The following is a 22128-nucleotide window of genomic DNA, read 5'->3' as shown; positions in this document are numbered from 1 at the left end:
TTTTTTATTTCTGAATTAATGATGTTCCTGTCATCTCTTTTGGTTTTTCAAGACCAAGTAAGTCTAAAAGCGTTGGAGATAGATCGGCTAAAATGCCGCCTTCTCTAAGCGTCGCACCTTTTTTCGTCACGATGACTGGTACAGGATTCGTTGTATGTGCAGTATGCGGCTTTCCTTCTTCGGTAATAAGCACGTCTGCGTTACCGTGGTCTGCCGTGATGATGGCATGTCCGCCTTTTGCCAGGATTGCGTCGACTACAGCTCCTAAGCACTCATCTACTGCTTCAATGGCTTTGATTGTTGGCTCAAGCATACCTGAATGACCAACCATATCCGGGTTAGCAAAGTTCAGAATGATCGCATCATGCTTGTCAGCATTGATGTCTGCAACAAGTGCATCCTTTACCTCATAAGCGCTCATTTCCGGCTTGAGGTCATAGGTGGCCACATCTGGTGAATTGATTAAGATGCGGTCTTCACCAGGAAATTCTTCTTCACGTCCACCACTCATAAAGAACGTCACGTGAGGATATTTCTCTGTTTCAGCAATCCGCAGCTGTTTCAATCCGTTTTGAGCAAGCACTTCTCCTACTGTGTTATCCAAATTCACTGGTTTGAAGGCAACATAACCATCAACCGTTTCACTGAAGTGTGTGAAGCAGACGAAGTGTAAATTCTTCGGATGAGCTTCTCCGCGGTCAAACGAGCGGAAATCTGCATTTGTGAAAGTGTTCGAGATTTGGATGGCACGGTCTGGACGGAAGTTATAGAAAATCACAGAGTCGCCGTCGTTTACTTTGGCAACCGGCTCACCATTTTCTCTCGTAATGACAGATGGAATAACGAATTCATCGTAGATTCCATTTTCATAGGAGTCATCAACGACATCATAAATGTTTTGATAACTTGGGCCTTCACCATACGCCATCGCACGGTACGCTTTCTCCACACGATCCCAGCGTTTGTCACGGTCCATTGAGTAATAGCGTCCAGAAAGTGTTGCCACTTCACCGACACCGATTTCTTTGATTTGTTCTTCCAGCTGTTTTAAGTACACTTTGGCTGTCTTCTGACCAACATCACGTCCGTCCAAGAAGCCATGAATGTATACCTTTGTTAAGCCTTCTTTTTTCGCCAGCTTCAGCAGGGCAAAAAGATGCTGGATGTGACTGTGCACACCGCCGTCTGACAAGAGTCCGAATAAATGAAGCGCCTTGTCATTCTCTTTTGCATAAGTCATTGCATCTAGGAACGTTTCGTTTTTCTCAAATTCCCCTTCACGAATGGCAACATTCACTCTTGTTAAGCTTTGATACACAATGCGTCCTGCACCAATGTTCAAATGCCCAACTTCAGAGTTCCCCATTTGACCTTGCGGGAGACCTACTGCCTCACCTGAAGCCGTTAAGGTTTGATGCGGGAATTCGTTCCAGTAGCGGTCAAAGTTCGGTTTTTTTGCTTGTGCGACAGCGTTACCGACTGTTTCGCCTCTTAAACCGAACCCGTCTAAGATGATTAATGCAGCTGGTTTCTTACTCATATTGACCTTCCTCCAATAATTGAACGAAAGACTGAGGTTCTAAGCTTGCGCCGCCTACCAAAGCACCGTCAATATCGGATTCTGCCATATATTCTTTAATATTTGCCGGCTTCACGCTTCCGCCATATTGAATGCGAAGGCTGTCTGCCGCTTCTTGACCAAATTCGCTTGCAACGGTTTGGCGGATGTGTGCGCAAACGTCGTTTGCATCTTTCGCTGTAGAAGATTTTCCTGTACCGATAGCCCAGATAGGCTCATATGCAATAACAGATTCAGCTACTTGCTGTTTCGTTAAACCAGCTAGTGCCTTCTTCACTTGATCAGCGACAAGTTCATTTGTTTTGCCTGCTTCACGCTCTTCAAGCGTTTCACCTACACAAATAATTGGAACGATGCCATGCTTGAATGCAGCATGTGCTTTTTTGTTCACTGTTTCATCTGTTTCAGCAAAGAATTCACGGCGCTCTGAATGCCCAATCACTGAATAGCCGATGCCTAGATCTTTTAGAGCAGCAGGGCTGATTTCACCAGTGAATGCACCATTTTCTTCAAAGTGCATGTTTTGTGCACCAATTTTAAGGTCTGTTCCGTTTGAAAGGCTGTTTAGCTTTTCAAGGAAAAGAGCTGGCGCACAGACAATGGATTCCACTTTGTCAGGAGATGGAATGGATGACTTGACTTCTTCAACGAAGCTGACTGCTTCGCCAAGTGTTTTGTTCATTTTCCAGTTCCCAGCTATAATTGGTTTTCTCATGATTGACACTTCCTTATAGCAGTTTTGGTCTTATTTATCGTTTAATGCAGTAACACCAGGAAGTTCTTTGCCTTCCATAAATTCAAGTGAAGCGCCGCCGCCTGTAGAAATATGGCTCATCTGATCGGCAAGACCAAATTTCTCAACAGCTGCTGCTGAATCTCCACCGCCAATGACAGAATATGTATCTTTTGCTTCTGCCAGTGCTTCTGCGATTGCTTTTGTTCCTTTAGCGAATGCTTCGATTTCAAATACACCCATTGGTCCGTTCCAGACAACAAGTTTGCTGTTTTTAATAACATCAGCATACTTTTCTCTTGTCTCTGTACCAATATCAAGTGCTTCTAGATCACTTGGAATTTCAGAGATTGGCACAATGCTTGTATTCGCATCATTTGAAAAGTCGTCGGCTACCAGAACGTCTGTTGGAATCAGGAAGTTCACGCCTTTTTCTTTTGCACGGTCCATAAAGGATTTCGCTAAATCGACTTTGTCTTCTTCTAATAGAGATTTCCCTACTTCGTGGCCTAGTGCTTTCACAAATGTGTAAGCAAGTCCGCCGCCGATGATGAGGTTGTCCACTTTATCAAGAAGACTTTCAATCACACCGATTTTATCCTTTACTTTTGCGCCACCGATAATCGCTGTAAATGGGCGATCAGGATTTGAAATGGCTTTTCCTAAAACCTCAAGCTCTTTTTGCATGAGGAAGCCTGAAACAGCCGGAAGATAAGCTGCAATACCAGCTGTCGATGCATGTGCACGGTGTGCAGCACCGAACGCATCATTGACATACACATCGGCTAAATCAGCAAATGCTTTTGATAATTCAGGATCGTTCTTTTCTTCACCAGGATAGAAACGAACGTTTTCAAGCACTAGCACATCTCCTTCTTTTAAGTCAGAGATTTGCTTTTTCACGTTGTCGCCGTAAGCTTCATCTGCTTTTTTCACTTCTTTTCCAAGAAGCTCTTGCAGACGTATTGCCACAGGTGTCAGACGCAGTTCTTCAGTAACTTGACCCTTCGGACGACCCAAATGACTAGCTAGCAGTACCTTTGCGCCTTGTCCTGTTAAATACTCAATCGTTGGTAATGCTGCGCGGATACGAGTATCATCCGTCACTTCGCCGTCCTTCATTGGAACGTTAAAATCTACGCGGCAGAACACAACTTTACCTTTTACGTCAATGTCTTTTACTGATTTCTTATTCATGCTCGTCAGGAGATCCTCCTTTATTCTGGTTTCCTTACGCATTGGACAAGTCTCTCTTTATCCTTTTCCCATTTTGCCCTCATCAAAACGAGAAATCGTGCAGAACGGATAAATACAGAGAAAAAGGGAAAGGGATGCTTCCCCTTCCCTTGTCCGTCTTCATTATATCGTGTCTCTAGGAAAGAACCAAGTGAGTTCCTTCAGTGTGAGAAATTAAAGACCTTGTTTTGCAATGTAAGCTGCAAGATCAACAACGCGGTGAGAATATCCGCTCTCGTTATCGTACCAAGAGATCACTTTCACCATGCTGCCTTCCATTACCATTGTAGAAAGAGCATCGATTGTTGAAGAGTTTGCATTACCATTGTAGTCACCAGATACTAATGGCTCTTCGCTGTAGCCAAGGATTCCTTTAAGTTCTCCTTCAGCTGCTTCTTTAAGTGCTGCATTTACGTCTTCAGCTGTTACATCTTGGTTTAATTCAGCTACAAGGTCAACTAAAGAAACGTTAGGTGTTGGAACACGCATAGCGCCACCGTTTAATTTACCTTTAAGTTCAGGCAATACAAGTGAAACAGCTTTCGCAGCACCTGTTGAAGTTGGGATGATGTTTTCCGCAGCTGCACGAGCACGACGGTAGTCTTTGTGCGGAAGATCAAGAATTTGCTGGTCATTTGTGTATGAGTGAACAGTTGTCATCATACCGCGTTTGATACCAAATTTATCGTTAAGTACTTTTGCAAATGGAGCTAAGCAGTTTGTCGTACAAGATGCATTAGAGATGACATCGTGGCTAGCTGCATCGTATTTGTCTTCGTTTACACCCATAACGATTGTGATATCTTCTTCGTTAGCAGGAGCAGAGATGATGACTTTTTTAGCGCCAGCTTCTAAGTGTTTAGCAGCGTCTGCACGTTTTGTGAAGAATCCAGTAGATTCAACAACGATTTCTACGCCTTGTTTACCCCAGCTTAATTTCGCAGGGTCACGTTCAGCTGATACTTCGATTGTTTTACCGTTCACTACTAAGTTTGTACCGTCTACAGAAACCTCTGCATCTAGTTTTCCGTGAACAGAGTCATATTGTAAAAGGTGTGCAAGCATGTTAGCATCTGTTAGATCGTTAACCGCTACTACCTCAACTTCAGGATTGTTTAATGCTGCACGAAATACGTTACGTCCAATACGTCCAAATCCGTTAATACCGACTTTTACTGCCATGATGTTTCCTCCTTTTATAGGTCACAATGTTTTATATTGAGGGATCAATTGACTCCCTTAATAACTCTTTTGCGGCTCCTTCGTCTGTGACGAGAACCGTTCGACGTGGTTTTTTGAAATAAGCTTCAATAGCCCCCGCCTTTGATGATCCACCTGCAACAGCAATAATGTGTGGAATGCTTTCTAAATCATCTAGCTGCATGCCGACGGAGTGCACTTTGTGAACGACCTCACCATCACGATTAAAGTAATAGCCAAAGGCCTCTGTCACTGCGTCATGCTCATCAATCTTTTTTAAATCTTCAGCTGGTGTATTTCGTCTCATCGCCATTGTTTTTGCTTCACCAATACCATGAATAAGCATCGTGGACGATTTAATCGTTTGAAGCACTTCTTTGACGGACGGCTCTTCAATAATGGAAGAGTAAGCACCTTCTGACAGCTGCCCTGGAACAAACAGCAGTTTGTAAGTACCGGAAGCTTTTTCAGCCATGTGGGCACAAATGGTGTTTGCCTGATTTTTTACATTCTCCCCAAGACCGCCTCTCGCAGGGACAAACATCATATCGCGGTTTTTGGCATCAGGGGTCATCATTTCGGCAACGGCTTCCATCGTCGTTCCGCCAGTGACGGCGACGATATTATTTCCAGTAAACCTTTTTTTCATACATTGGACAGCAGCTCTTCCCATTTCTTGCTTCACCCACGGGGATTCGTCACTGTCTCCAGAAACGATAATGACTTCTTCCAGGCCTAACTTTCTCTTTAATGTATTTTCCAAAAAGGTTAAACCTAAAACGTCCTTCATCATTCCTTCAAGCATTTCAAGCAAAGCGTGACCCTCACTCGTCAGCATCATGCCGCTCGTTTTGACATCCAGCAGATTTTGTTCTTTTAAGAACTGAACTTCAGCTCGTAAGATGCGCTCACTGAGACCAAGACTCGTCGCAAGACTTCTGCGGCCAATTGGTTCAGCTAATCTGATGTACTGCAAAATGTCGTAGCGTTTTTGCATAACAATGAGAAGATCTGGCAATAATTTTTTTTGAGCTTCCAATAAATGATTCATGGCTAACGACCCTTTCTTTTCACGTTGGACTAAAAACGTCCCACTGTGACAAAAAACGTCCCGCCACAGCCAAAAAAAATCAATCCCTGCTTTCTTTAATTATTTTAACAGGATAATCTTGCATTTTCAACTCTTACAAACACATTTAGACAAAAAATAGACACATTTTCACCGATAGCCTGCTTGTCATCAAGGTTCTTGCTATGATATTTCTTTTCAAAATATTTATTTTCTTTTATATAGAATGTATTCACGATGGAAAATGTGCATGCTGGTGATATCAGCATGCACATTTTTTTCAGGACCTGCTTATGTTTTCGTAATGGTTCCAAGCTGTTTTGCCTCTTCCTTCGGTTTGATTTTGAGATAATAAATAATGTAGCAGGCAGCCATGAACGGAATTCCGCAATAAAGACCGATCCGCTGATCCTCGATAAAAAATAAGCTGATGAGGACGATGGCAAATGCGATAAAGCCTGCTAATGGGACAAATGGATAGAGCGGTGTTCGAAAGACAAGATCCTTTACATCTCCGCCCGCCTTTATGAATTGTTTTCTAAAGAAATACTGGGACAAACAAATCGACATCCACACCACAACTAGGACCATACCAGAAATTGAAATGAGCCACACATACACCGTTTTTGGAGCCACAACACTTGTCAGCAGGGAGAGTGCAGATACGACCATTGTCACCAATAGTGCATTGATCGGAATTTTACGCTTGGACAGCTTTTTCGTAAATTCAGGTCCTTTCCCGTCTTTCGAAAGCGACCAAAGCATACGTGATGATGCATACAATCCAGAGTTTGCTACAGATAAGACCGCTGTGATGATGATAAAATTCATGATATCTGCAGCATACGGTATGCCGACCTTGTCCAGCACGACGACAAACGGGCTGTCGACGGTGCCTGCTGTCTGCCACGGAAGAAGTGCGGCCAGAACCGCAATGGATAAAACGAAAAAGACCATCGTTCTCCAAATAATATTTCGTATAGATCGCGGCAATGTTTTTTCAGGGCTTTCACTCTCTCCTGCTGCAATCCCGACAAGTTCTGTTCCTTGAAAGGAGAAATTGACCGTGACCATGGTTAATAAAATAGCAAAAACGCCGTTAGGAAATAGTCCGCCATGATCCGTCAAATGACGAAATAGAGGGGCTGGTTCTCCATCTTTTAGATGAATCATTCCGAAAATTGCGCCAATTCCAATGATAATAAATAATAGAATGGCAGCGACCTTAATGGCCGAAAACCAAAACTCGGTTTCAGCGAAGCTGCGAGCTGAGATGGCATTCACGGCAAATAAAATCACGCTAAATGCAAGACACCACAGCCAAACAGGGATATCTGGGAACCACCTTTGGAGCAAAATGCCTGCTGACGTAAACTCCAGTCCTATTGTACATGCCCAGCTAAACCAATAAAGCCAGCCGATCATAAAGCCTGTGGACGGACCTATATATTTGGTTGCATACTCCTGAAATGAACCCGCTGTCGGCATCGCCACTGCTAATTCTCCAAGACACAGCATCACCAAATACATTAACAATCCGCCAATGATAAAGGATAGAATGGCTCCCCCGGGTCCAGCCTGATGGATAATGAGTCCTGATCCAAGGAAAAGACCAGTACCAATGACGCCACCTAAGGCAATCATAAAGAGATGCCTGCTTTTCATGGAACGCTCTAGTTCATTATGCTGCTCTTGCTTCAAGTCATTTTCCCCACTTTCACTCTTCTATTCATCATCCTTTGACAAAATTCGCTGTTCGTTGAAAGAGAAAGGGAGAAAGTGAAGGTTTCTCCCCCTTTGACATTTATGCTTGAAATAATGCTTCAATATGACCAATCGCCCAGTCTAAATCTTCTTTAGATATCGTGAGAGGTGGTGCAAAGCGGATGACGGTCTCATGGGTTTCCTTACATAACAGTCCTGCTTGTTTCAGCTTCTCACAATAAGGTCTCGCAGCCTCCGTCAGCTCCATACCGATAAATAATCCGCGGCCGCGAACTTCCTTGATGACAGGACTTTGAATGCGCGTGAGTTTGTCTTTTAAGTATTCACCAAGCTCCATAGAACGCGCTGCAAGGTTTTCGTCGATCAAGACATCCAGTGCAGCCAGCGACACCGCACACGCAAGAGGATTTCCGCCGAAGGTAGAGCCGTGAGATCCAGGGTTAAACACACCTAATATATCGCGGTTTGCGACTACACACGAGATTGGGAATACACCGCCGCCTAAAGCTTTCCCAAGAATCAGCATATCTGGCTCAATGTCTTCCCAGTCACATGCAAACATCTTACCTGTTCGCGCTAATCCGACCTGAATTTCATCCGCAATGAACAGCACATGTTCTTTTTCACAAAGCGCCTTCGCTTCCTTCAAGAAGCCTTCTGGCGGCATGACAATTCCCGCTTCTCCTTGAATAGGTTCGATCAGAAAGGCCGCTGTCTGTGGTGTGATGGCTTCACGTAACGCTTCAATATCTCCGTAAGGAATCAATTTAATGCCTGGAAGCATTGGACCGAAACCTCTTTGATATTCTGCTTCAGAAGAAAGAGAAACAGCTGTCATCGTTCTGCCATGAAAGTTTCCAACGCACGCAATGATTTCTGCGCGATTATCTTCGATTCCCTTGACGTCATAGCCCCAGCGTCTTGCTGCTTTTACAGCTGTTTCTACAGCCTCAGCTCCAGTATTCATCGGGAGTGCCATCTCTTTATTCGTCAGTTGACAAATTTTCTCATACCAAGGACCAAGCTGATCATTGTGAAAAGCTCTTGAGGTTAATGTCACCCGGTCTGCCTGTTTTTTGAGTGCCTCAATAATGCGGGGGTGGCGATGGCCTTGGTTGACTGCTGAATACGCACTCAGCATATCCATATATCGATTGCCTTCAGGGTCTGTCACCCAAACTCCCTCAGCCTCAGAAATTACTATTGGCAGCGGATGATAGTTTGCCGCTCCGTATTGTTCCGTTTGTTGAATCAATTCATTTGTCTGTGTCATCGTCTATTCCTCCTTCTATAACCTAGCCTCTTTTATCTACACACATATGATATGCAAGGATCGTGCCAACTTTCTGTCCGCATCATGACGATGATTGATCTGCTTCTTTATGCAAAATATTTTTGCACATGCCAAATTTTTTAGAGGAAACCGCAAAATTTTTCATGTAAAATAGAGGTAACGTCTGGAGGTGCCTCAATGAAAGAAGATCAGTATACTGCAAAGCTCGAAAATGAGATTGATCTGTATAAACAAATGCTCGATTTAATTGATGTCGGGGTTCATGCAATTGACGAGAATGGCAATACTGTTGTTTATAATAAAAAAATGATGGAGATTGAGTCTTTGAAACGCTCTGATGTTCTCCATAAAAATGTATTAGACCTCTTCGTCTTCCAAGACGAAATGCACAGTACGCTTGTCCAAGCGCTGCGTACTGGGAAACAAACCGTTCATGCAAAGCAGACGTATCATAATTACAACGGAAAAGAAATCACAACAATTAATCATACATACCCGCTCGTTCGAGACGGTCTTATCCAAGGAGCGGTTGAAATTTCGAATGATGTGACCAAGCTGGAACGGCTGATTCACCACAATATGAAGAAAAAAGGAAGCACCCGCTTTACCTTTGATTCCATTATTGGACAGAGTCCTGCGTTTTTAGAGGTGATTGAGCATGCAAAACGAGCGACACGCACCTCTTCCTATGTGCTCATTGTTGGAGAAACAGGGACAGGAAAAGAACTATTTGCTCAAAGTATTCATAACGGCAGCAGCCGTTCATCTGGACCATTTATTACCCAAAATTGCGCGGCACTGCCAGATAACCTCATTGAAAGTCTGCTCTTTGGTACGCAAAAAGGGGCTTTTACCGGCGCAACTGATCAGCCCGGCTTATTTGAACAGGCGCAGGGAGGTACACTGCTTCTAGATGAGATCAACTCATTAAATCCTGGCCTTCAAGCAAAACTGCTGCGCGTATTACAAGAGAAGCGTGTGCGAAGGTTGGGCAGCACAAAAGAAATCGCTGTTGATGTAAGAGTCATTGCCAATATGAATGAGGACCCTGTAGATGCAATCGCAGGCGGACGCATGCGCAAGGATTTATTTTATCGGCTCGGTATTGTCACCTTATTTATTCCGCCGCTTTCGGAGCGAAAAGAAGATATCCCTACGTTTGTCAGTCACTTTATTCAAAAATATAATGAGCTGTTTCAAATGAAGGTGAAGACGGCTGATGAAGAAGTACTAGCCCTTTTTCAAGCGTATGATTGGCCAGGTAATGTACGAGAGCTGGAGCATGTGATTGAAGCGGGGATGAATATGATGATGGATGAGGATTCCTTAAGCATGCATCATCTTCCATATCATTTTAGATTTAAACATAGGGAAGGCCGTCCTACTGCGCAATTACAGACGAATCCTTTGCAGCATACCGCAGCAGCTGACACGTTTATTTATACAAGCCCAGAACATACGACTGATTTTCAAACCCAAATGGAAAGATTCGAAAAACAATACATCGTCCATTACTTAGAAAAAATGGACGATAATATTTCACAGACTGCAAAGATATTGGGCATGAGCAGGCAAAGTCTGCAATATCGCATGAAAAAGCTGCATATTTCTCGTTAATAATAGAGCTGTGCCCTCATTCGGCACAGCTTACTGTGGTTCTGACTGTCCTGCCGGTTCTTGACTCACATCACTCAGCAGTTTTTCTACATTTTTCAAATGCGTGAGCATCGCTCTTTCTGCTTCTTCTGGCTGTCTTGCCATGACGGCTTTGTAAATGTGTTCATGTTCTTTGTAAAGCTGCCGAATGGAGGCTTTTCTTGAAAACAAGACGACGTTTCTCGTCTCCCGCATTGTTTCTACCAGCAAGGTGGAGACCTGATTCATTAACGCTTTTAATAAATCATTCTTTGAGGCTTTGGCTAAGGCGAGATGGAATGCGAGGTCTGCCTCTTCACCAGTTTCTTTATGTGCTTCTGCGCGTTTCATTTGTTCGAGTGCCTCACGCAGCTGATGAAGGTCATCGTCCGTTCGCATGAGCGCTGCCTTTTTAACAGCACCCGTCTCAATAATGGTTCTTAATTCAAGGAGCTGTGTGACATCATGCTGCTTCATCAAAAATGCAGGAGACAGACTAAATGTGAGCTGCTCAGGATCAAACTGCTTCACATACGTGCCTTCCCCTTGCTTCATCTCTATTAATCCGATCGCTTTGAGAGCAGACAGTGCCTCTCTTACAGCGGAACGGCTGACTTGAAAGCTTTCTGAAAGCGCTTGAACCGAATCTAATTTTTCCCCCGGAAGAAGCTCACCTGTACGAATGGATTCAATTAATGCATCCGCAATTTCTTCATATATTTTTTTCGTTTTGATTTGTTTATATTTCAATTGGTCTCACCTCATCACTGTTGTCTATCCCTATCGGCTCATGCCCTAACTTATACTTTACCCCAAAATTTCCGATCACACGTCTCCCCTCTTTAATTTTCAAAAAATCTTCGGGCCGCCTCGCTTTCAACAAAAAAAGAAGCACGTGCCATGTTCTGGCAAGTACTTCTTTTTAATCGTATCGCTTCCGCAGCGTAGAGGACGGAAGATTCATTTGTTCGCGATATTTTGCAATGGTTCTGCGCGACGCGCGGATACCAAAGGTTTGCTGAAGCAGCGTCATGATTTGCTGATCTGAATACGGTTTTTTCTTATTTTCCGTTTGGATGAGCTCTGCAATGTGCGTTTTGACTGTGTAGCTGGACGCCTCTTCTAGCGAATGCCCTTCTAATTTTGCTTGGAAAAATTGTTTCATTTCCATGAGACCATAAGGGGTTTGCACCATTTTCCCTTTTACAGTCCGGCTGACTGTTGATTCATGCACTTGCAGTATATCTGCGATCCGCTTCATCGTAAGCGGTTTCATTTTATGTTTCCCTGTAAGGAAAAAATCGGTCTGATGTGAGATAATCTCACGAACGACATGAGTCATCGTTTTCTTTCTTTGCTTCAGCGCTTGGACAAGCCAATTGTACTGCTGCTCTTTTTCCTTTAAATACGTGTATGCTTCATGCCGCTTTTGGTCTTGAATCATAGCGAAGTAGCCTTCATTCATTTCAACGTCTGGAAAAGCGCGCTGATTCAGCTCAAATGTGATGTGATCCTGCACCACAGTAATTGTCACATCAGGCTCTATATACACATGCTCTTCATCATATGCGAAATGAAGGCCTGGTCTTGGTTCAAGCTGAGACACTACATCTTGTACCGCTTGGAGCGTTTTCATTGAAACTCCTGTTTTCGACGCAATTTCCTTCCAAGCCTTTCTGGCAAAAAGAAAGAAATGCTCTTCGATGATCAGCTCGGCTTCATACCAGCGTTCCTTTTTCCTTCTCAGTTGAAGGAGGATGCATTCCTGCAATGATCTTGCGCCAATACCGGCAGGCTCTAGCGATTGCAGCTGATGAAGGACGGCTTCTACTTCTTCAGCTGGCACCTCTAAGACAGCTGCCATTGCGTCAATCGGTTCATTTAGATAGCCATTGGAATCAATGGACTCAATCATAAAATGAAAGATCCTTTGATTTTTTTCACTTAAATTCAAATCAATCGCCTGTCTCTTTAAAAACATTTGCAGGCTTTCTTTTTGATGCGTTCGATACGGCTCTGTCATTCGATCTTGTGATTTTTTATGATAAACTGGTTGATAGCTGTCCGTGTCTTTCCGCTCAATCAGAGGGTTCTCAAGCGCTAACTGGTCAAGATACTCGCCGAGCTCTGCGCAATTCAGCTGCAGCAGCGTAATGGCCTGCCTGAGTTCTTGTGTGAGCACCTGCTTTAATACCTGTTCTTGTTGCAGTTTAAGGCTCATTGTCTCCCCTCCCTCTCATCATTTTACATGAAGATTGACGGACCGTATATACGAAATAGGAGTGATTTCTATGTCTGAACTTTTTTCCGTTCCATACTTTGTCGACAACTTGAAACAGCACATCGCCATGAACCAAAATGAAGACAAGGTCCATGCCATGAATGCCTATTACCGCTCAGTAGTGTCAACACTTGTTCAAGACCAGTTGACTAAAAATGCGGTTGTATTGAAGCGCATTCAGCATCTTGATGAAGCCTATCAAAAGGTGAAAAAAGAAAGCGAATGAACGAAAAAGAACACCCTTTGTCAAGATGGCAAAGGGTGTTTATCATATGCGAAAAGTTTCTGATCCAGCCTCGATTTATACATCATCAAGAAGCCAGACCGCCCTACAGTATAGATGATAAAAGCAAACCATAGGCCATGATTGTGCCAAATGGGCGTGACCGCGGTTTGAACGACGATAAACAAAATCATCGCAAACAGCATCGAATTTCTGACAGGGGCAATTTCTGTCGCACCTGTAAATACGCCGTAAATGACCAAACCGAAACAAGCCGCAAACGGATAAAGAACGAGCCAGTCTGCATAACGTAATGTCACATCAAGCAGCTGAGGGAGATTTGTAAACAAGCTCAATATCGGCTCTTTAAATAGAAAATAAACCGCCGCAATGACACATGCCATGACAAGTGCCCACTGCCTCGAAAGGGTTAAGGTTCTTTCATAGAGGGTGCGGTCATTTGCACCAACTGATCGGCCAACAAGGATGCTGGACGCATTGGCAAAACCATCAAACAAATAAGCCATGATGTAGTGAATTTGAAATAAGATGGCGTTCGCTGCCAGCAGTTCTGTACCAAAAGAAGCGCCTTTTGCGGTAAACATGTTGATCACCACTAGCAGACAGATCGTGCGAATAAACAAATCTTTATTCACATGAAACATTTTCTTCACTGCCTGAGTATCCATGATTTTCTTAATAGAAGGCATCTGTAATCCGTTTGACGAATACTTCATGATGATCCATGCCCCTAACACAAAAGCGGTTAGTTCAGATATCAATGTCGCCGCCGCTACCCCTTTGACTGCAAACGAAAACACATGAGCAAGCAGAAATGCGAGGGCCATATTCATGACATTGATCAAGATTTGTAATGAAAGAGCTTCTTTCATTTTTGCCATCCCCATCAGCCAGCCCAATATGACATAATTCATTAAGGTAAATGGCGCTCCCCAAATGCGAATATGAAAATAGTCTGCGGCAAATTGACGGACATCAGCATCAGGAGAGATCACTAGAAAAGCAGATTGAATAATCGGCCATTGCAGGGCAATAAAACAAAGTCCGACGATGATGGCGACGAAAAAAGGTCTTAGAAAAGCAAGAACACCCTGCTCCTCATTCTGCGCTCCGTTTGCCTGAGCGGCAAAAGCAGATGTACTTACCCGCAAAAAACCAAACAGCCAATATAATGTACTAAAAATGAGACTGCCAACCGCAACGCCTCCAATATAAGCGGGATTTGCGAGCTGACCGACAACCGCTGTATCAACAGCTCCAAGTAATGGAGTGGTCATCGTAGAAATCGTTAAAGGAATGGCCAAAGCTAAATACGCCCGATGGTTCACGATGCCACCTGCCTTTCATGAAAAATAGCCTCTTTCCTAAAAGAGGCGCAGATTACCTGCAAAGGGCTAAACTGTTCTTTATTTTCGCCCTTTGCTTTTTACCGAATGCGAGGCTTTGGCTGCACGCTGAGGCATTGATAAAATGAAGATTTACTGAACCGGTCTGCCAATCGTTCGTGACAAAGGATGGACTGCGAGCATTGCATCTCTCATTTTCCGCACCGCTTCCTCTTCTGATGAAAAGAATTCATCCTTTGATTGAAATTGGGCAGCAAGCTCTCCTTGATCAAGAATCGCCAATTGATCACTTAAGTGATAGGCTGCTGTCATATCATGTGTAATAAATAAGTAAGCCACACCCAGCTCCTTCTTTAATTCTACTAATAAATCTAAAATAACAGCTTGTGTGACCATGTCTAAGCTGCTGACAGATTCATCAAGTACAATGAGCTTTGGCTGGAGCAATAAGGCTCTAGCAATGTTGATCCTTTGCAGCTGGCCGCCGCTGAATTGGTGTGGATATTTAGACAAATCCTTTTCACCGAGCCCGACTCTTTCCAGCCAGTGAATCAGTACATTTTTTCGTTCTTTTCGGCTCATGGTTTCATAGTTTTCAAGCGGTTCAGATAAAATTTGTTCAACTGTCCATCTTGGATTTACCGCGGAATAGGAATCCTGAAACACTGCTTGCACATGCCGGCGAAAATGCTTGCGTGTTTGTTGATCTGCACGATAGACATCCTGACCTTCAAAAAGAACCTGTCCAGCCCTTGGCTTCTCTAAACCAAGTATGATGCGGCCAAGTGTACTTTTCCCTGCGCCGCTTTGTCCCAGCAGCCCAAGGCAGGTGCCTTCTTCAATAGTCAAATCGACGCTTTTCAGGACAGGGGCTGCGCCTTTTTTTCTCATTAGAAACGACCGGTTCGTGTATGCATGACTGACTGCTTTCACTTCTAATAAATGCAAGGGCCTTCTCACCTCAAATCGGGCAAACAGCTGGAGTCGATGGACGAGCTGCTAATAGTTTTTTTGTATAATCATGTTTTGGTTGTTCAAAAAGCTCAAGAACTCCTGCCTTTTCAACAATTTCTCCTTGTTTCATGACGACAACTTGATCTGCCATTTCAGCAATGACACCAAGATCGTGGGTAATGAGTAAAATGGCCGTTCCATAGTCGTGACGAATTTGGTTCAGATGCTGAAGCACCCGTTTCTGATTGTGTACATCTAATGCAGTTGTCGGCTCATCTGCAATGATGAGGGGCGGGTGCATACAGGCAGCCATGGCGATCATGACACGCTGCAGCATTCCTCCGCTTAATTCAAAGGGATACTTGTTGAACAGCTGGTCTGGCTGCGGCAGGTTCATTTGCGCTAACGCATCCATTGCCTGTGCTCGTGCCTGCCTTTTACTGACAGCAGTATGCCGGCGGATCGTTTCAACCAGCTGATGGCCGATTGTCCATACTGGCGTAAAGCTGTTCATTGGATTTTGCATAATATACGAGATGTCTTTGCCCCGAATGGACCGCATATCCTTTTCACTTATACCGATCAATTCTCGCCCCTGTAATGTGATACTGCCAGTGACTTCAGTTGTTTTCCGATCAAGCATATGTAAGATCGACATGCTTGTCACTGTTTTCCCGCAGCCGCTCTCACCAATTAATCCAAGGATTTGACCGCGCCCTACTTCAAACGAGACTTCTTGAATAAGAGGGGTTGTCCCTTGAGGTGTTTTCGTATGCACATGCAGGTTCTCTACTTGTAAAATGGACTCTTGCACATTGATCATTCCTTTACACACGGCGTTTGATGCCATATTTCTCTGAAAGGGCTTCTCCTAGTAAATTAAACAGAACCACCACAGCCATGATCACAAGACCTGGGTACAGCATTAACTGAGGATTCGTTTGAATGTACGACTTTCCTTCATGAATCATCGCTCCCCATTCAGGCATAGGAGGCTGAACCCCTAATCCGAGGAAAGACATCGCAGAAATGTCCATAATCGCCCAGCCCATTTCGAGTGTTCCAATGACTGCTAATGGCGGCAGAACATTTGGAATCATATGCTTTCTCATAATGTTCCAGTGCGAGGTCCCACTGATCTTCGCAGCTGCAATAAAGTTCTGTTCTTTTAAACTGAGCACCATTCCTCGGAAGACGCGCGCATAATACACCCATTGCACAAGCATCAAAGCAAGTACGACTTGAGAAAGTCCCGGACCGAAGATGCCTACTAATCCAAGGATGAGCACTAAGTTTGGAAATGCCATGATGCCATCACAGATTCTCATCAAAACGTGATCGATCCAGCCGCCTTTGTATCCTGAAAACAGGCCGACAATTAAACCAATGAATAACGAAGAAAGAAAGATTAATAACGCACAGCCGAGCGAAACACGCGCACCATATAAAATACGAGATAAATTGCATCGCCCTAATTGATCTGTTCCAAGAGGATACTCCCACGAAGACCCCTTTAGCTTCATCGCTAGATTGACAGCTGACGGATCGTGTGGAGCGATCCATGGTGCACATATTGTCACAATCAGCAGGAGACCGAGCAGCAGGGCGCAGATCGAGATCATCTTTTGATGAGCGAAGAGATATTTTACTTTTGTCATCATTGCTGGCGGCCTTCCTTTCTAGATATACGAGGGTCAATGATTAGCTGAACCAAATCAACGATCAAGCTGCTCACGATAAAAATACAGGCTGACATGAGGACATAAAATTGAATGACAGGCAGATCCCGGTTAAAGATCGCTTCAATAAAAAATCGGCCAAACCCTGGCCATGAGAAAACAGCCTCTACAATAATGGTTCCGGTCAAGAGCTTGCCAAGGTTCACCCCAAGTCCGGTCAGCATCGGCGATATCGCAATTCTGAACACATGCTTGAACATGATCGATTGTTCCTTCAATCCCCTGATTCTCGCATATTGAACGAAAGGCTCTTGAAGCGCCTCACTCACACTTGACCGTAACAGCCTTGTATACGTAGCAATTAAAGGGACTGCCAGTGTGATCGACGGCAGAATGAGATGCTCCCATGTTCCGATTCCTTCAACTGGTAAAAGGTCGAGCTTCACTGAAAAAAAGAAGATGAGCAAATACCCCAAGACAAACGTCGGGATAGATGCTCCTAAGAAAGAAATGAGCCGGCTCACATGATCAACGGCACCATTTTTCCTCATGCCGCTGAAAAAGCCGAGCGGAATGCTGACACAAATAGCGATCAGCAGACTGGTAAGCGCCAATTGAATCGTCGCCGGTATTCGATAAATCACCTCATCAACGACAGGCTGATTGGACATATATGACCGGCCGAAATCAAGGTGAATGACTTTTTCAATGGTATGAAGATACTGCATATAAAATGGCTCATTTAAGCCGAATTCACTTCGTTTTTGCGCTAATATTTCATCCGTAGGCTGGATATGAGCCGCTGCTAAATATGCCTCTGCCGGGTCAACTGGCGACAGGTGAATCATACCAGTTGTGAGCAGTGTGGCTAATAAAAATACAGGAATAATTGATAGCACTCGTTTGACGATATAGCGGCCCATTTCCTTACCTTCCTTCTGTTACTTCAACTTAATGCCTGTGAAAGGATGTTCATCACGATTTGCAGGGAATTCAAAGTCCTTCACAGCTTTTTGATAAACGGCTGTCTTTTTAAAATAAGAGATTGGCACAATTGCCCCTTGATCCTGTAAAGAGGATAAGACAGACGAATACAGTGCTTTACGTTTCTTTTCATTTGTTGTGGATGGAATTTCCGTCATTTCTTTGATCAGCTTTTCCTTATTTGGATAGGCTGAAATGGCTTCTTTGAATCCAAAACCATCTGAAGAGAGAACGTTCATAAATGTATGCGGATCATACGGCGCTCCGTAGTTGCTAAAGAAGTTCATATCAAACTTATTGGCTTTAAAGCGTTGAACCTGTGTGGCCAAATCCACGCCCTCAAGCTTGACGCCAACACCAACGGCTGCCCATTCTGCTTGCAGCGTTTCTGCCATCGCTTTTTGAATCGATTCCGCTGAGTCATACATCATACTAAACTCAAGCTTTTTCCCATCTTTTTCACGAACGGATTTTCCTTTTGGAAGTGTCCAGCCCGCTTCATCTAGCAATGCTTTGGCTTTGTCCACATCATATTTGAAAGACTTCACTTGAATGTGTGACGTATACGGCATGTTAGTCGGCAGGATGTGATCTGCTTCATCCTCTAAACCTGAGGTGACCCCTTCTACCATTGATTTTTTATTGAAGGCATATTGAAGGGCAAGACGCACTTTCTCATCTGACAGCTGATCTACTTTTGTGTTCATGACAAGCTGTCTTGTAGCAATAGGCTCTGACATTTTCGTTTCATACTTGCCGCTTGCCTCTAGCTGTTTGTAGGAATCAAGGCTAATGGTTCCTTCTCCGTAAAGTAAATCCACATCTCCTTTTTCAAATGCCATGACTCTCGTTTCCGCATCTGGGATAACCTTTACCTTGATTTCTTTTACCTTTGGTTTTTCTCCCCAATAATGATCGTTTCGTTCGAAAATGGCATAATCATCTTTCTTATATGTTTTTAAAACCCAAGGGCCTGTCCCCACTGGTTTTTCAATTCCTTTTGACGTATCTCCGTTTTTAGGGAAACCTGCTTCACCTAAGAAACGAACTGGACGAACAACGGCTAATTCTTGCACAGTTGGATAATATGGTTCTGTTAATGTGAGTTTAAATGTCTTTTTATCAACAGCTTCTGTCTTTTTGATTTTCTTAATGACACCTAACCAGCTATGTAAATCTTTATTTTTTAAAATCGTATCGAAGTTCTTTTTGACAATATCCGCATTAAATTCAGAGCCGTCTGAGAATGTCACTCCGTCTCTTAAATGGAACGTATACACCTTGCCATCCTTTGAAACATCCCATGATTTCGCTAATTCCGGTTTCAGCTTACCATTCTTTTGATAGCTGACCAATGGCTCATAAATCATTGATTGCGCAAACAATTGTGATGGATTGTATAAGTGCGGGTTCATTTCACCGATATCTCTTGGCCATGCCATTGTGATCATATCAGGATGATCCTTATTGCCTTCTGCTCCATTGTTTGTTTGAGAGCATCCTACTAATAAAAAGAGAATAAGCAGGAAGGGTAACACAGTATTTATTTTAATTTTCGGAAAACTTTTCCAAATAGACATAAGTTGATCCTCCTAATTGATGCTGATAATCATTTTCATTTTAAGGAGGAAGGCAACTGTTGTCAATATCATATTTGAAACGAAATGACAATACTTATCCCAATTTATTCTATAAATTGATGAATTTGATAGAAAGAGAGGCAGGCTGCTTAAGAATGAGCAGCCTGTGAAGAGGTAAATGTTTTTTCTCGCAGTACGTCGTGGAGTATATGGATGATACGCTCCTGATCTGCATCTGTCATGCTCGTTCCAGACGGAAGACAAAGCCCCCTCTCAAATAACAGCTCAGATACAGGAGTCCCTTTTTCCGCAGTATAAAAAGAGCAATGACGAAAGAGCGGCTGCTGGTGCAGCGGCTTCCATACATGCCTTGCTTCGATTTGTTCTTTTTCTAAAGCACCAATGATATCTGCAGGAGACAATTGTTTCTCATGATCAATGGTCAATGCCGTCAGCCAGCGGTTGGATTTCGTTTCTTGATATTCTGGCATCAAATGAAGACCCTCTGCTTCTGATAAAGCATCCTGATAACGCTGAAAAATGCGGCGCTTTTGTTCAACACGCTCGTCCAGCACTTCCATTTGAGCAATCCCGACACCTGCTAAGAGGTTGCTCATGCGATAGTTGTATCCCATCTCTTGATGCTCATAGTGCATAGCTTGTTCTCTGGCCTGTGAAGCAAGAAAGCGGCATCGTTCAATCGCAGCTTCATCATCACTCACAAGCATTCCGCCCCCTGATGTAGTAATGATTTTATTTCCATTAAAAGAATAGATACCGAACCTGCCCATTGAACCGCTTTTTCTTCCTTTATACAGCGAACCTAACGATTCAGCTGCATCCTCAATGACTGGTACATCATATGCTTCACACAAAGCCATGATCTCGTCCATTTTTGCGCTTTGCCCATATAAATGGACAACGATGACCGCGCGTGGTTTTTTCCCAAGACGCTTTGATTCAACAAAGGCTTTCTCTAAAGCGAGCGGGCACATATTCCATGTGTCCCTTTCAGAATCAATAAAAACGGGCTCCGCTTGTTCATATAAAATCGGATTTGCCGTTGCAACAAACGTGAGGGTGGAACAAAAGACAATGTCTCCTTTTTGAACACCTATCAGCTTTAAAGCAAGGTGAATCGCTGCTGTTCCTGAGGATAAAGCAGCTCCTGTCCTCACTCCTGCATAGTCCGCCACTGCCTGTTCAAATTCATTCACAAGCGGTCCAAGCGGCGCAATCCAGTTGCTCTTGAAAGCTTCCTCTATTTTTAAATACTCTTTTCCGCTCATATGCGGAGGAGATAAGTAAATTCGCTTCTTTTCTTTCATCACTTCCCACCTTCTCTCCGATCTTTGATTTCTATTGCAGGAATTCCTACAGCGACCTTCTGATCATGTATATCTCTTGTCACTGCCGCTCCAGCACCAATGACCGTCCAGCTTCCGATTGTTGTACCCGGTATCACCACGGCACCAGCCCCAATATGGGCACCCTCCCGTACGGATACATCGCCAGTCAGAACCGCGCCTGGTGACAGGTGCACAAACGATTCGAGTATGCAGTCATGTTCTACGATAGACCCCGTATTGATAATCGTATGCTCACCGATTGCTGCATCTGCTTGAATCACTGCCCTTGCCATCACGACAGTCCCCCTTCCAATGACAGCTGACGGACTCATAACCGTCTCTGGATGAATGAGTGTGGCATATGCTGTGTCTTCAAATGAGAGGCGTTCCTTGATGAGCTGTCTGATTTCATTTTGTCCGATTGCAATCAGCCATTTCATATGTGGCATGGTCTCTCTCAGCTGCTCACTCATGGAGATCGGTCCATACAAAATCCCGCTCTGAGTGACCGTCTCTTCAAATTGATCATCTAACACCACACATAATGAGTAATCGGAATGTGCAAAAATGACATCCTGGATGACTTTACTATGTCCGCCGGCCCCAATTAAACCAATGGTTTGCTTCTTACATATCGGTTCCTTTAAATTTTTCAGCTGTGGCATGATCCGGCTGCTGCACCCCCTCTGTTTTCATGACTTTCAGCAAGGTCATCCATAAAATTTTCATATCGAGCCAAAACGATTGATGCTCGACATACCAAAGGTCATAGGTGAATTTCTCCTCCCAGGAAAGCGTGTTCCGGCCGTTCACCTGTGCCCATCCTGTTATGCCGGGCTTCACAAGATGACGCCTTGCTTGTTCTTTTGTATACATAGGCAAATACTCCATCAAAAGCGGTCTTGGCCCGACGAGACTGAGCTCTCCTTTGAGTACATTGACTAGCTGCGGCAATTCATCAAGACTAAGCTTTCGAATCAAGGCGCCGGTTTTTGTTAATCGCAAATGATCTGGCAGCAGCACCCCATGTTCGTCGCGTTCATCGGTCATCGTCCGAAATTTATATAACATAAAAGGCCGGCCATACAGACCAGGCCGCTTCTGCCGAAACACCACAGGCGTTCCAATTTTCCATCTAATCAGTCCATAGATGAGAAGAAAAAGAAGACTGCCTGCGATGAGCAGCGTCAATGCCACTGTCACATCTATCATTCTTTTCATCATTGCATCTCCTTTTCAT

At 43.9% G+C, this 22128-nt stretch carries 20 protein-coding genes; 2 read left to right on the top strand and 18 right to left on the bottom strand.

The window, feature by feature from the left end; all coding sequences use genetic code 11:
* Positions 1-4: 4 nt before the first annotated feature.
* The 7 genes from gpmI to JVX94_RS17905 all read right to left on the bottom strand — a co-directional run bounded on the left by gpmI (position 5) and on the right by JVX94_RS17905 (position 8815).
* Complete coding sequence (gene gpmI, locus JVX94_RS17935) at positions 5-1540, bottom strand: 2,3-bisphosphoglycerate-independent phosphoglycerate mutase (protein WP_144472097.1); 1536 nt, start codon at positions 1538-1540, stop codon at positions 5-7.
* A complete protein-coding gene (tpiA, locus tag JVX94_RS17930; RefSeq protein ID WP_017359213.1) occupies positions 1533-2294 on the bottom strand; it encodes a triose-phosphate isomerase in 762 nt (253 codons plus the stop codon). Before tpiA ends, gpmI begins: the two co-directional genes overlap by 8 nt.
* A 30-nt stretch (positions 2295-2324) precedes the next feature.
* Positions 2325-3509, bottom strand: coding sequence for a phosphoglycerate kinase (locus tag JVX94_RS17925; RefSeq protein WP_205184004.1), 1185 nt, complete (start codon positions 3507-3509; stop codon positions 2325-2327).
* 213 nt (positions 3510-3722) lie between these two features.
* Positions 3723-4730 (bottom strand): type I glyceraldehyde-3-phosphate dehydrogenase, encoded by a 1008-nt coding sequence (gene gap, locus JVX94_RS17920; RefSeq protein ID WP_007500174.1) that lies wholly within the window; start codon positions 4728-4730, stop codon positions 3723-3725.
* A 31-nt stretch (positions 4731-4761) separates the two neighbouring features.
* On the bottom strand, positions 4762-5799 hold the full coding sequence (locus JVX94_RS17915; RefSeq protein WP_048237473.1) for a sugar-binding transcriptional regulator: 1038 nt from the start codon (positions 5797-5799) through the stop codon (positions 4762-4764).
* Between the two features lie 309 nt (positions 5800-6108).
* Positions 6109-7482 carry an amino acid permease gene (locus JVX94_RS17910; protein ID WP_223251046.1) on the bottom strand — a complete coding sequence of 458 codons (1374 nt, stop codon included), beginning with the start codon at positions 7480-7482 and terminating at the stop codon, positions 6109-6111.
* Positions 7483-7621: 139 nt separating this feature from the next.
* Positions 7622-8815, bottom strand: a complete 1194-nt coding sequence (locus JVX94_RS17905) for an ornithine--oxo-acid transaminase (RefSeq protein WP_034280960.1) — start codon at positions 8813-8815, stop codon at positions 7622-7624.
* Positions 8816-9013: 198 nt separating this feature from the next.
* On the opposite strand from JVX94_RS17905, the gene JVX94_RS17900 reads away from it, so the two are divergent.
* The gene (locus JVX94_RS17900) at positions 9014-10453 is read left to right on the top strand and encodes a sigma-54 interaction domain-containing protein (RefSeq protein WP_095409594.1); all 1440 of its coding nucleotides are present in this window, start codon (positions 9014-9016) and stop codon (positions 10451-10453) included.
* A gap of 30 nt (positions 10454-10483) precedes the next feature.
* On the opposite strand, the gene JVX94_RS17895 is transcribed toward JVX94_RS17900, so the two are convergent.
* Both JVX94_RS17895 and rpoN read right to left on the bottom strand, forming a co-directional pair.
* Complete coding sequence (locus JVX94_RS17895; protein ID WP_095409595.1) at positions 10484-11221, bottom strand: FadR/GntR family transcriptional regulator; 738 nt, start codon at positions 11219-11221, stop codon at positions 10484-10486.
* A 172-nt stretch (positions 11222-11393) separates the two neighbouring features.
* Positions 11394-12692, bottom strand: coding sequence for an RNA polymerase factor sigma-54 (gene rpoN, locus JVX94_RS17890; RefSeq protein WP_144472093.1), 1299 nt, complete (start codon positions 12690-12692; stop codon positions 11394-11396).
* A 70-nt stretch (positions 12693-12762) separates the two neighbouring features.
* Here rpoN and yvfG point away from each other — a divergent pair, with 70 nt between their 5' ends.
* Positions 12763-12978, top strand: coding sequence for a protein YvfG (gene yvfG, locus JVX94_RS17885; RefSeq protein ID WP_024423509.1), 216 nt, complete (start codon positions 12763-12765; stop codon positions 12976-12978).
* Between the two features lie 20 nt (positions 12979-12998).
* Here the strand turns inward: yvfG and JVX94_RS17880 are convergent, their stop codons facing one another.
* The 9 genes from JVX94_RS17880 to JVX94_RS17840 all read right to left on the bottom strand — a co-directional run bounded on the left by JVX94_RS17880 (position 12999) and on the right by JVX94_RS17840 (position 22109).
* On the bottom strand, positions 12999-14324 hold the full coding sequence (locus JVX94_RS17880; protein ID WP_205184001.1) for an MATE family efflux transporter: 1326 nt from the start codon (positions 14322-14324) through the stop codon (positions 12999-13001).
* Between the two features lie 150 nt (positions 14325-14474).
* A complete protein-coding gene (gene nikE, locus JVX94_RS17875; protein WP_095409598.1) occupies positions 14475-15290 on the bottom strand; it encodes a nickel import ATP-binding protein NikE in 816 nt (271 codons plus the stop codon).
* Between the two features lie 13 nt (positions 15291-15303).
* A complete protein-coding gene (nikD, locus tag JVX94_RS17870) occupies positions 15304-16119 on the bottom strand; it encodes a nickel import ATP-binding protein NikD (RefSeq protein ID WP_205183998.1) in 816 nt (271 codons plus the stop codon).
* Between the two features lie 4 nt (positions 16120-16123).
* Positions 16124-16957 (bottom strand): nickel ABC transporter permease subunit NikC, encoded by an 834-nt coding sequence (nikC, locus tag JVX94_RS17865; protein ID WP_111291392.1) that lies wholly within the window; start codon positions 16955-16957, stop codon positions 16124-16126.
* Complete coding sequence (nikB, locus tag JVX94_RS17860; RefSeq protein WP_205183995.1) at positions 16954-17898, bottom strand: nickel ABC transporter permease subunit NikB; 945 nt, start codon at positions 17896-17898, stop codon at positions 16954-16956. The genes nikC and nikB overlap by 4 nt, the downstream gene beginning before the upstream one ends.
* A gap of 18 nt (positions 17899-17916) precedes the next feature.
* Positions 17917-19539: a nickel ABC transporter substrate-binding protein gene (nikA, locus tag JVX94_RS17855; RefSeq protein ID WP_111291393.1), complete on the bottom strand. Its 1623-nt coding sequence runs from the start codon at positions 19537-19539 to the stop codon at positions 17917-17919.
* 149 nt (positions 19540-19688) lie between these two features.
* Positions 19689-20867, bottom strand: coding sequence for a DegT/DnrJ/EryC1/StrS family aminotransferase (locus JVX94_RS17850; protein ID WP_111291394.1), 1179 nt, complete (start codon positions 20865-20867; stop codon positions 19689-19691).
* Positions 20867-21553 carry an acetyltransferase gene (locus JVX94_RS17845; protein ID WP_205183992.1) on the bottom strand — a complete coding sequence of 229 codons (687 nt, stop codon included), beginning with the start codon at positions 21551-21553 and terminating at the stop codon, positions 20867-20869. Before JVX94_RS17845 ends, JVX94_RS17850 begins: the two co-directional genes overlap by 1 nt.
* The gene (locus JVX94_RS17840; protein WP_095409604.1) at positions 21516-22109 is read right to left on the bottom strand and encodes a sugar transferase; all 594 of its coding nucleotides are present in this window, start codon (positions 22107-22109) and stop codon (positions 21516-21518) included. The genes JVX94_RS17845 and JVX94_RS17840 overlap by 38 nt, the downstream gene beginning before the upstream one ends.
* Positions 22110-22128 lie beyond the last annotated feature (19 nt).

This window comes from Bacillus sp. PDNC022, from assembly GCF_016919285.1.
Taxonomy (GTDB): Bacteria; Bacillota; Bacilli; order Bacillales; family Bacillaceae; genus Bacillus; species Bacillus safensis.
This window is presented reverse-complemented; position numbering and strand designations above follow the sequence as displayed.

What these genes read in the sequence shown, in the direction of transcription:
- nikD (WP_205183998.1), bottom strand. Translation starts at nt 16,119, where the DNA reads ATGATCAATGTGCAAGAGTCCATTTTACAAGTAGAGAACCTGCATGTG.
- JVX94_RS17900 (WP_095409594.1), top strand. Translation starts at nt 9,014, where the DNA reads ATGAAAGAAGATCAGTATACTGCAAAGCTCGAAAATGAGATTGATCTG.
- nikA (WP_111291393.1), bottom strand. Translation starts at nt 19,539, where the DNA reads ATGTCTATTTGGAAAAGTTTTCCGAAAATTAAAATAAATACTGTGTTA.
- JVX94_RS17925 (WP_205184004.1), bottom strand. Translation starts at nt 3,509, where the DNA reads ATGAATAAGAAATCAGTAAAAGACATTGACGTAAAAGGTAAAGTTGTG.
- JVX94_RS17910 (WP_223251046.1), bottom strand. Translation starts at nt 7,482, where the DNA reads ATGAAAAGCAGGCATCTCTTTATGATTGCCTTAGGTGGCGTCATTGGT.
- tpiA (WP_017359213.1), bottom strand. Translation starts at nt 2,294, where the DNA reads ATGAGAAAACCAATTATAGCTGGGAACTGGAAAATGAACAAAACACTT.
- JVX94_RS17915 (WP_048237473.1), bottom strand. Translation starts at nt 5,799, where the DNA reads ATGAATCATTTATTGGAAGCTCAAAAAAAATTATTGCCAGATCTTCTC.
- JVX94_RS17840 (WP_095409604.1), bottom strand. Translation starts at nt 22,109, where the DNA reads ATGAAAAGAATGATAGATGTGACAGTGGCATTGACGCTGCTCATCGCA.
- gpmI (WP_144472097.1), bottom strand. Translation starts at nt 1,540, where the DNA reads ATGAGTAAGAAACCAGCTGCATTAATCATCTTAGACGGGTTCGGTTTA.
- yvfG (WP_024423509.1), top strand. Translation starts at nt 12,763, where the DNA reads ATGTCTGAACTTTTTTCCGTTCCATACTTTGTCGACAACTTGAAACAG.
- nikC (WP_111291392.1), bottom strand. Translation starts at nt 16,957, where the DNA reads ATGATGACAAAAGTAAAATATCTCTTCGCTCATCAAAAGATGATCTCG.
- nikB (WP_205183995.1), bottom strand. Translation starts at nt 17,898, where the DNA reads ATGGGCCGCTATATCGTCAAACGAGTGCTATCAATTATTCCTGTATTT.
- JVX94_RS17905 (WP_034280960.1), bottom strand. Translation starts at nt 8,815, where the DNA reads ATGACACAGACAAATGAATTGATTCAACAAACGGAACAATACGGAGCG.
- JVX94_RS17850 (WP_111291394.1), bottom strand. Translation starts at nt 20,867, where the DNA reads ATGAAAGAAAAGAAGCGAATTTACTTATCTCCTCCGCATATGAGCGGA.
- gap (WP_007500174.1), bottom strand. Translation starts at nt 4,730, where the DNA reads ATGGCAGTAAAAGTCGGTATTAACGGATTTGGACGTATTGGACGTAAC.
- JVX94_RS17845 (WP_205183992.1), bottom strand. Translation starts at nt 21,553, where the DNA reads ATGCCACAGCTGAAAAATTTAAAGGAACCGATATGTAAGAAGCAAACC.
- rpoN (WP_144472093.1), bottom strand. Translation starts at nt 12,692, where the DNA reads ATGAGCCTTAAACTGCAACAAGAACAGGTATTAAAGCAGGTGCTCACA.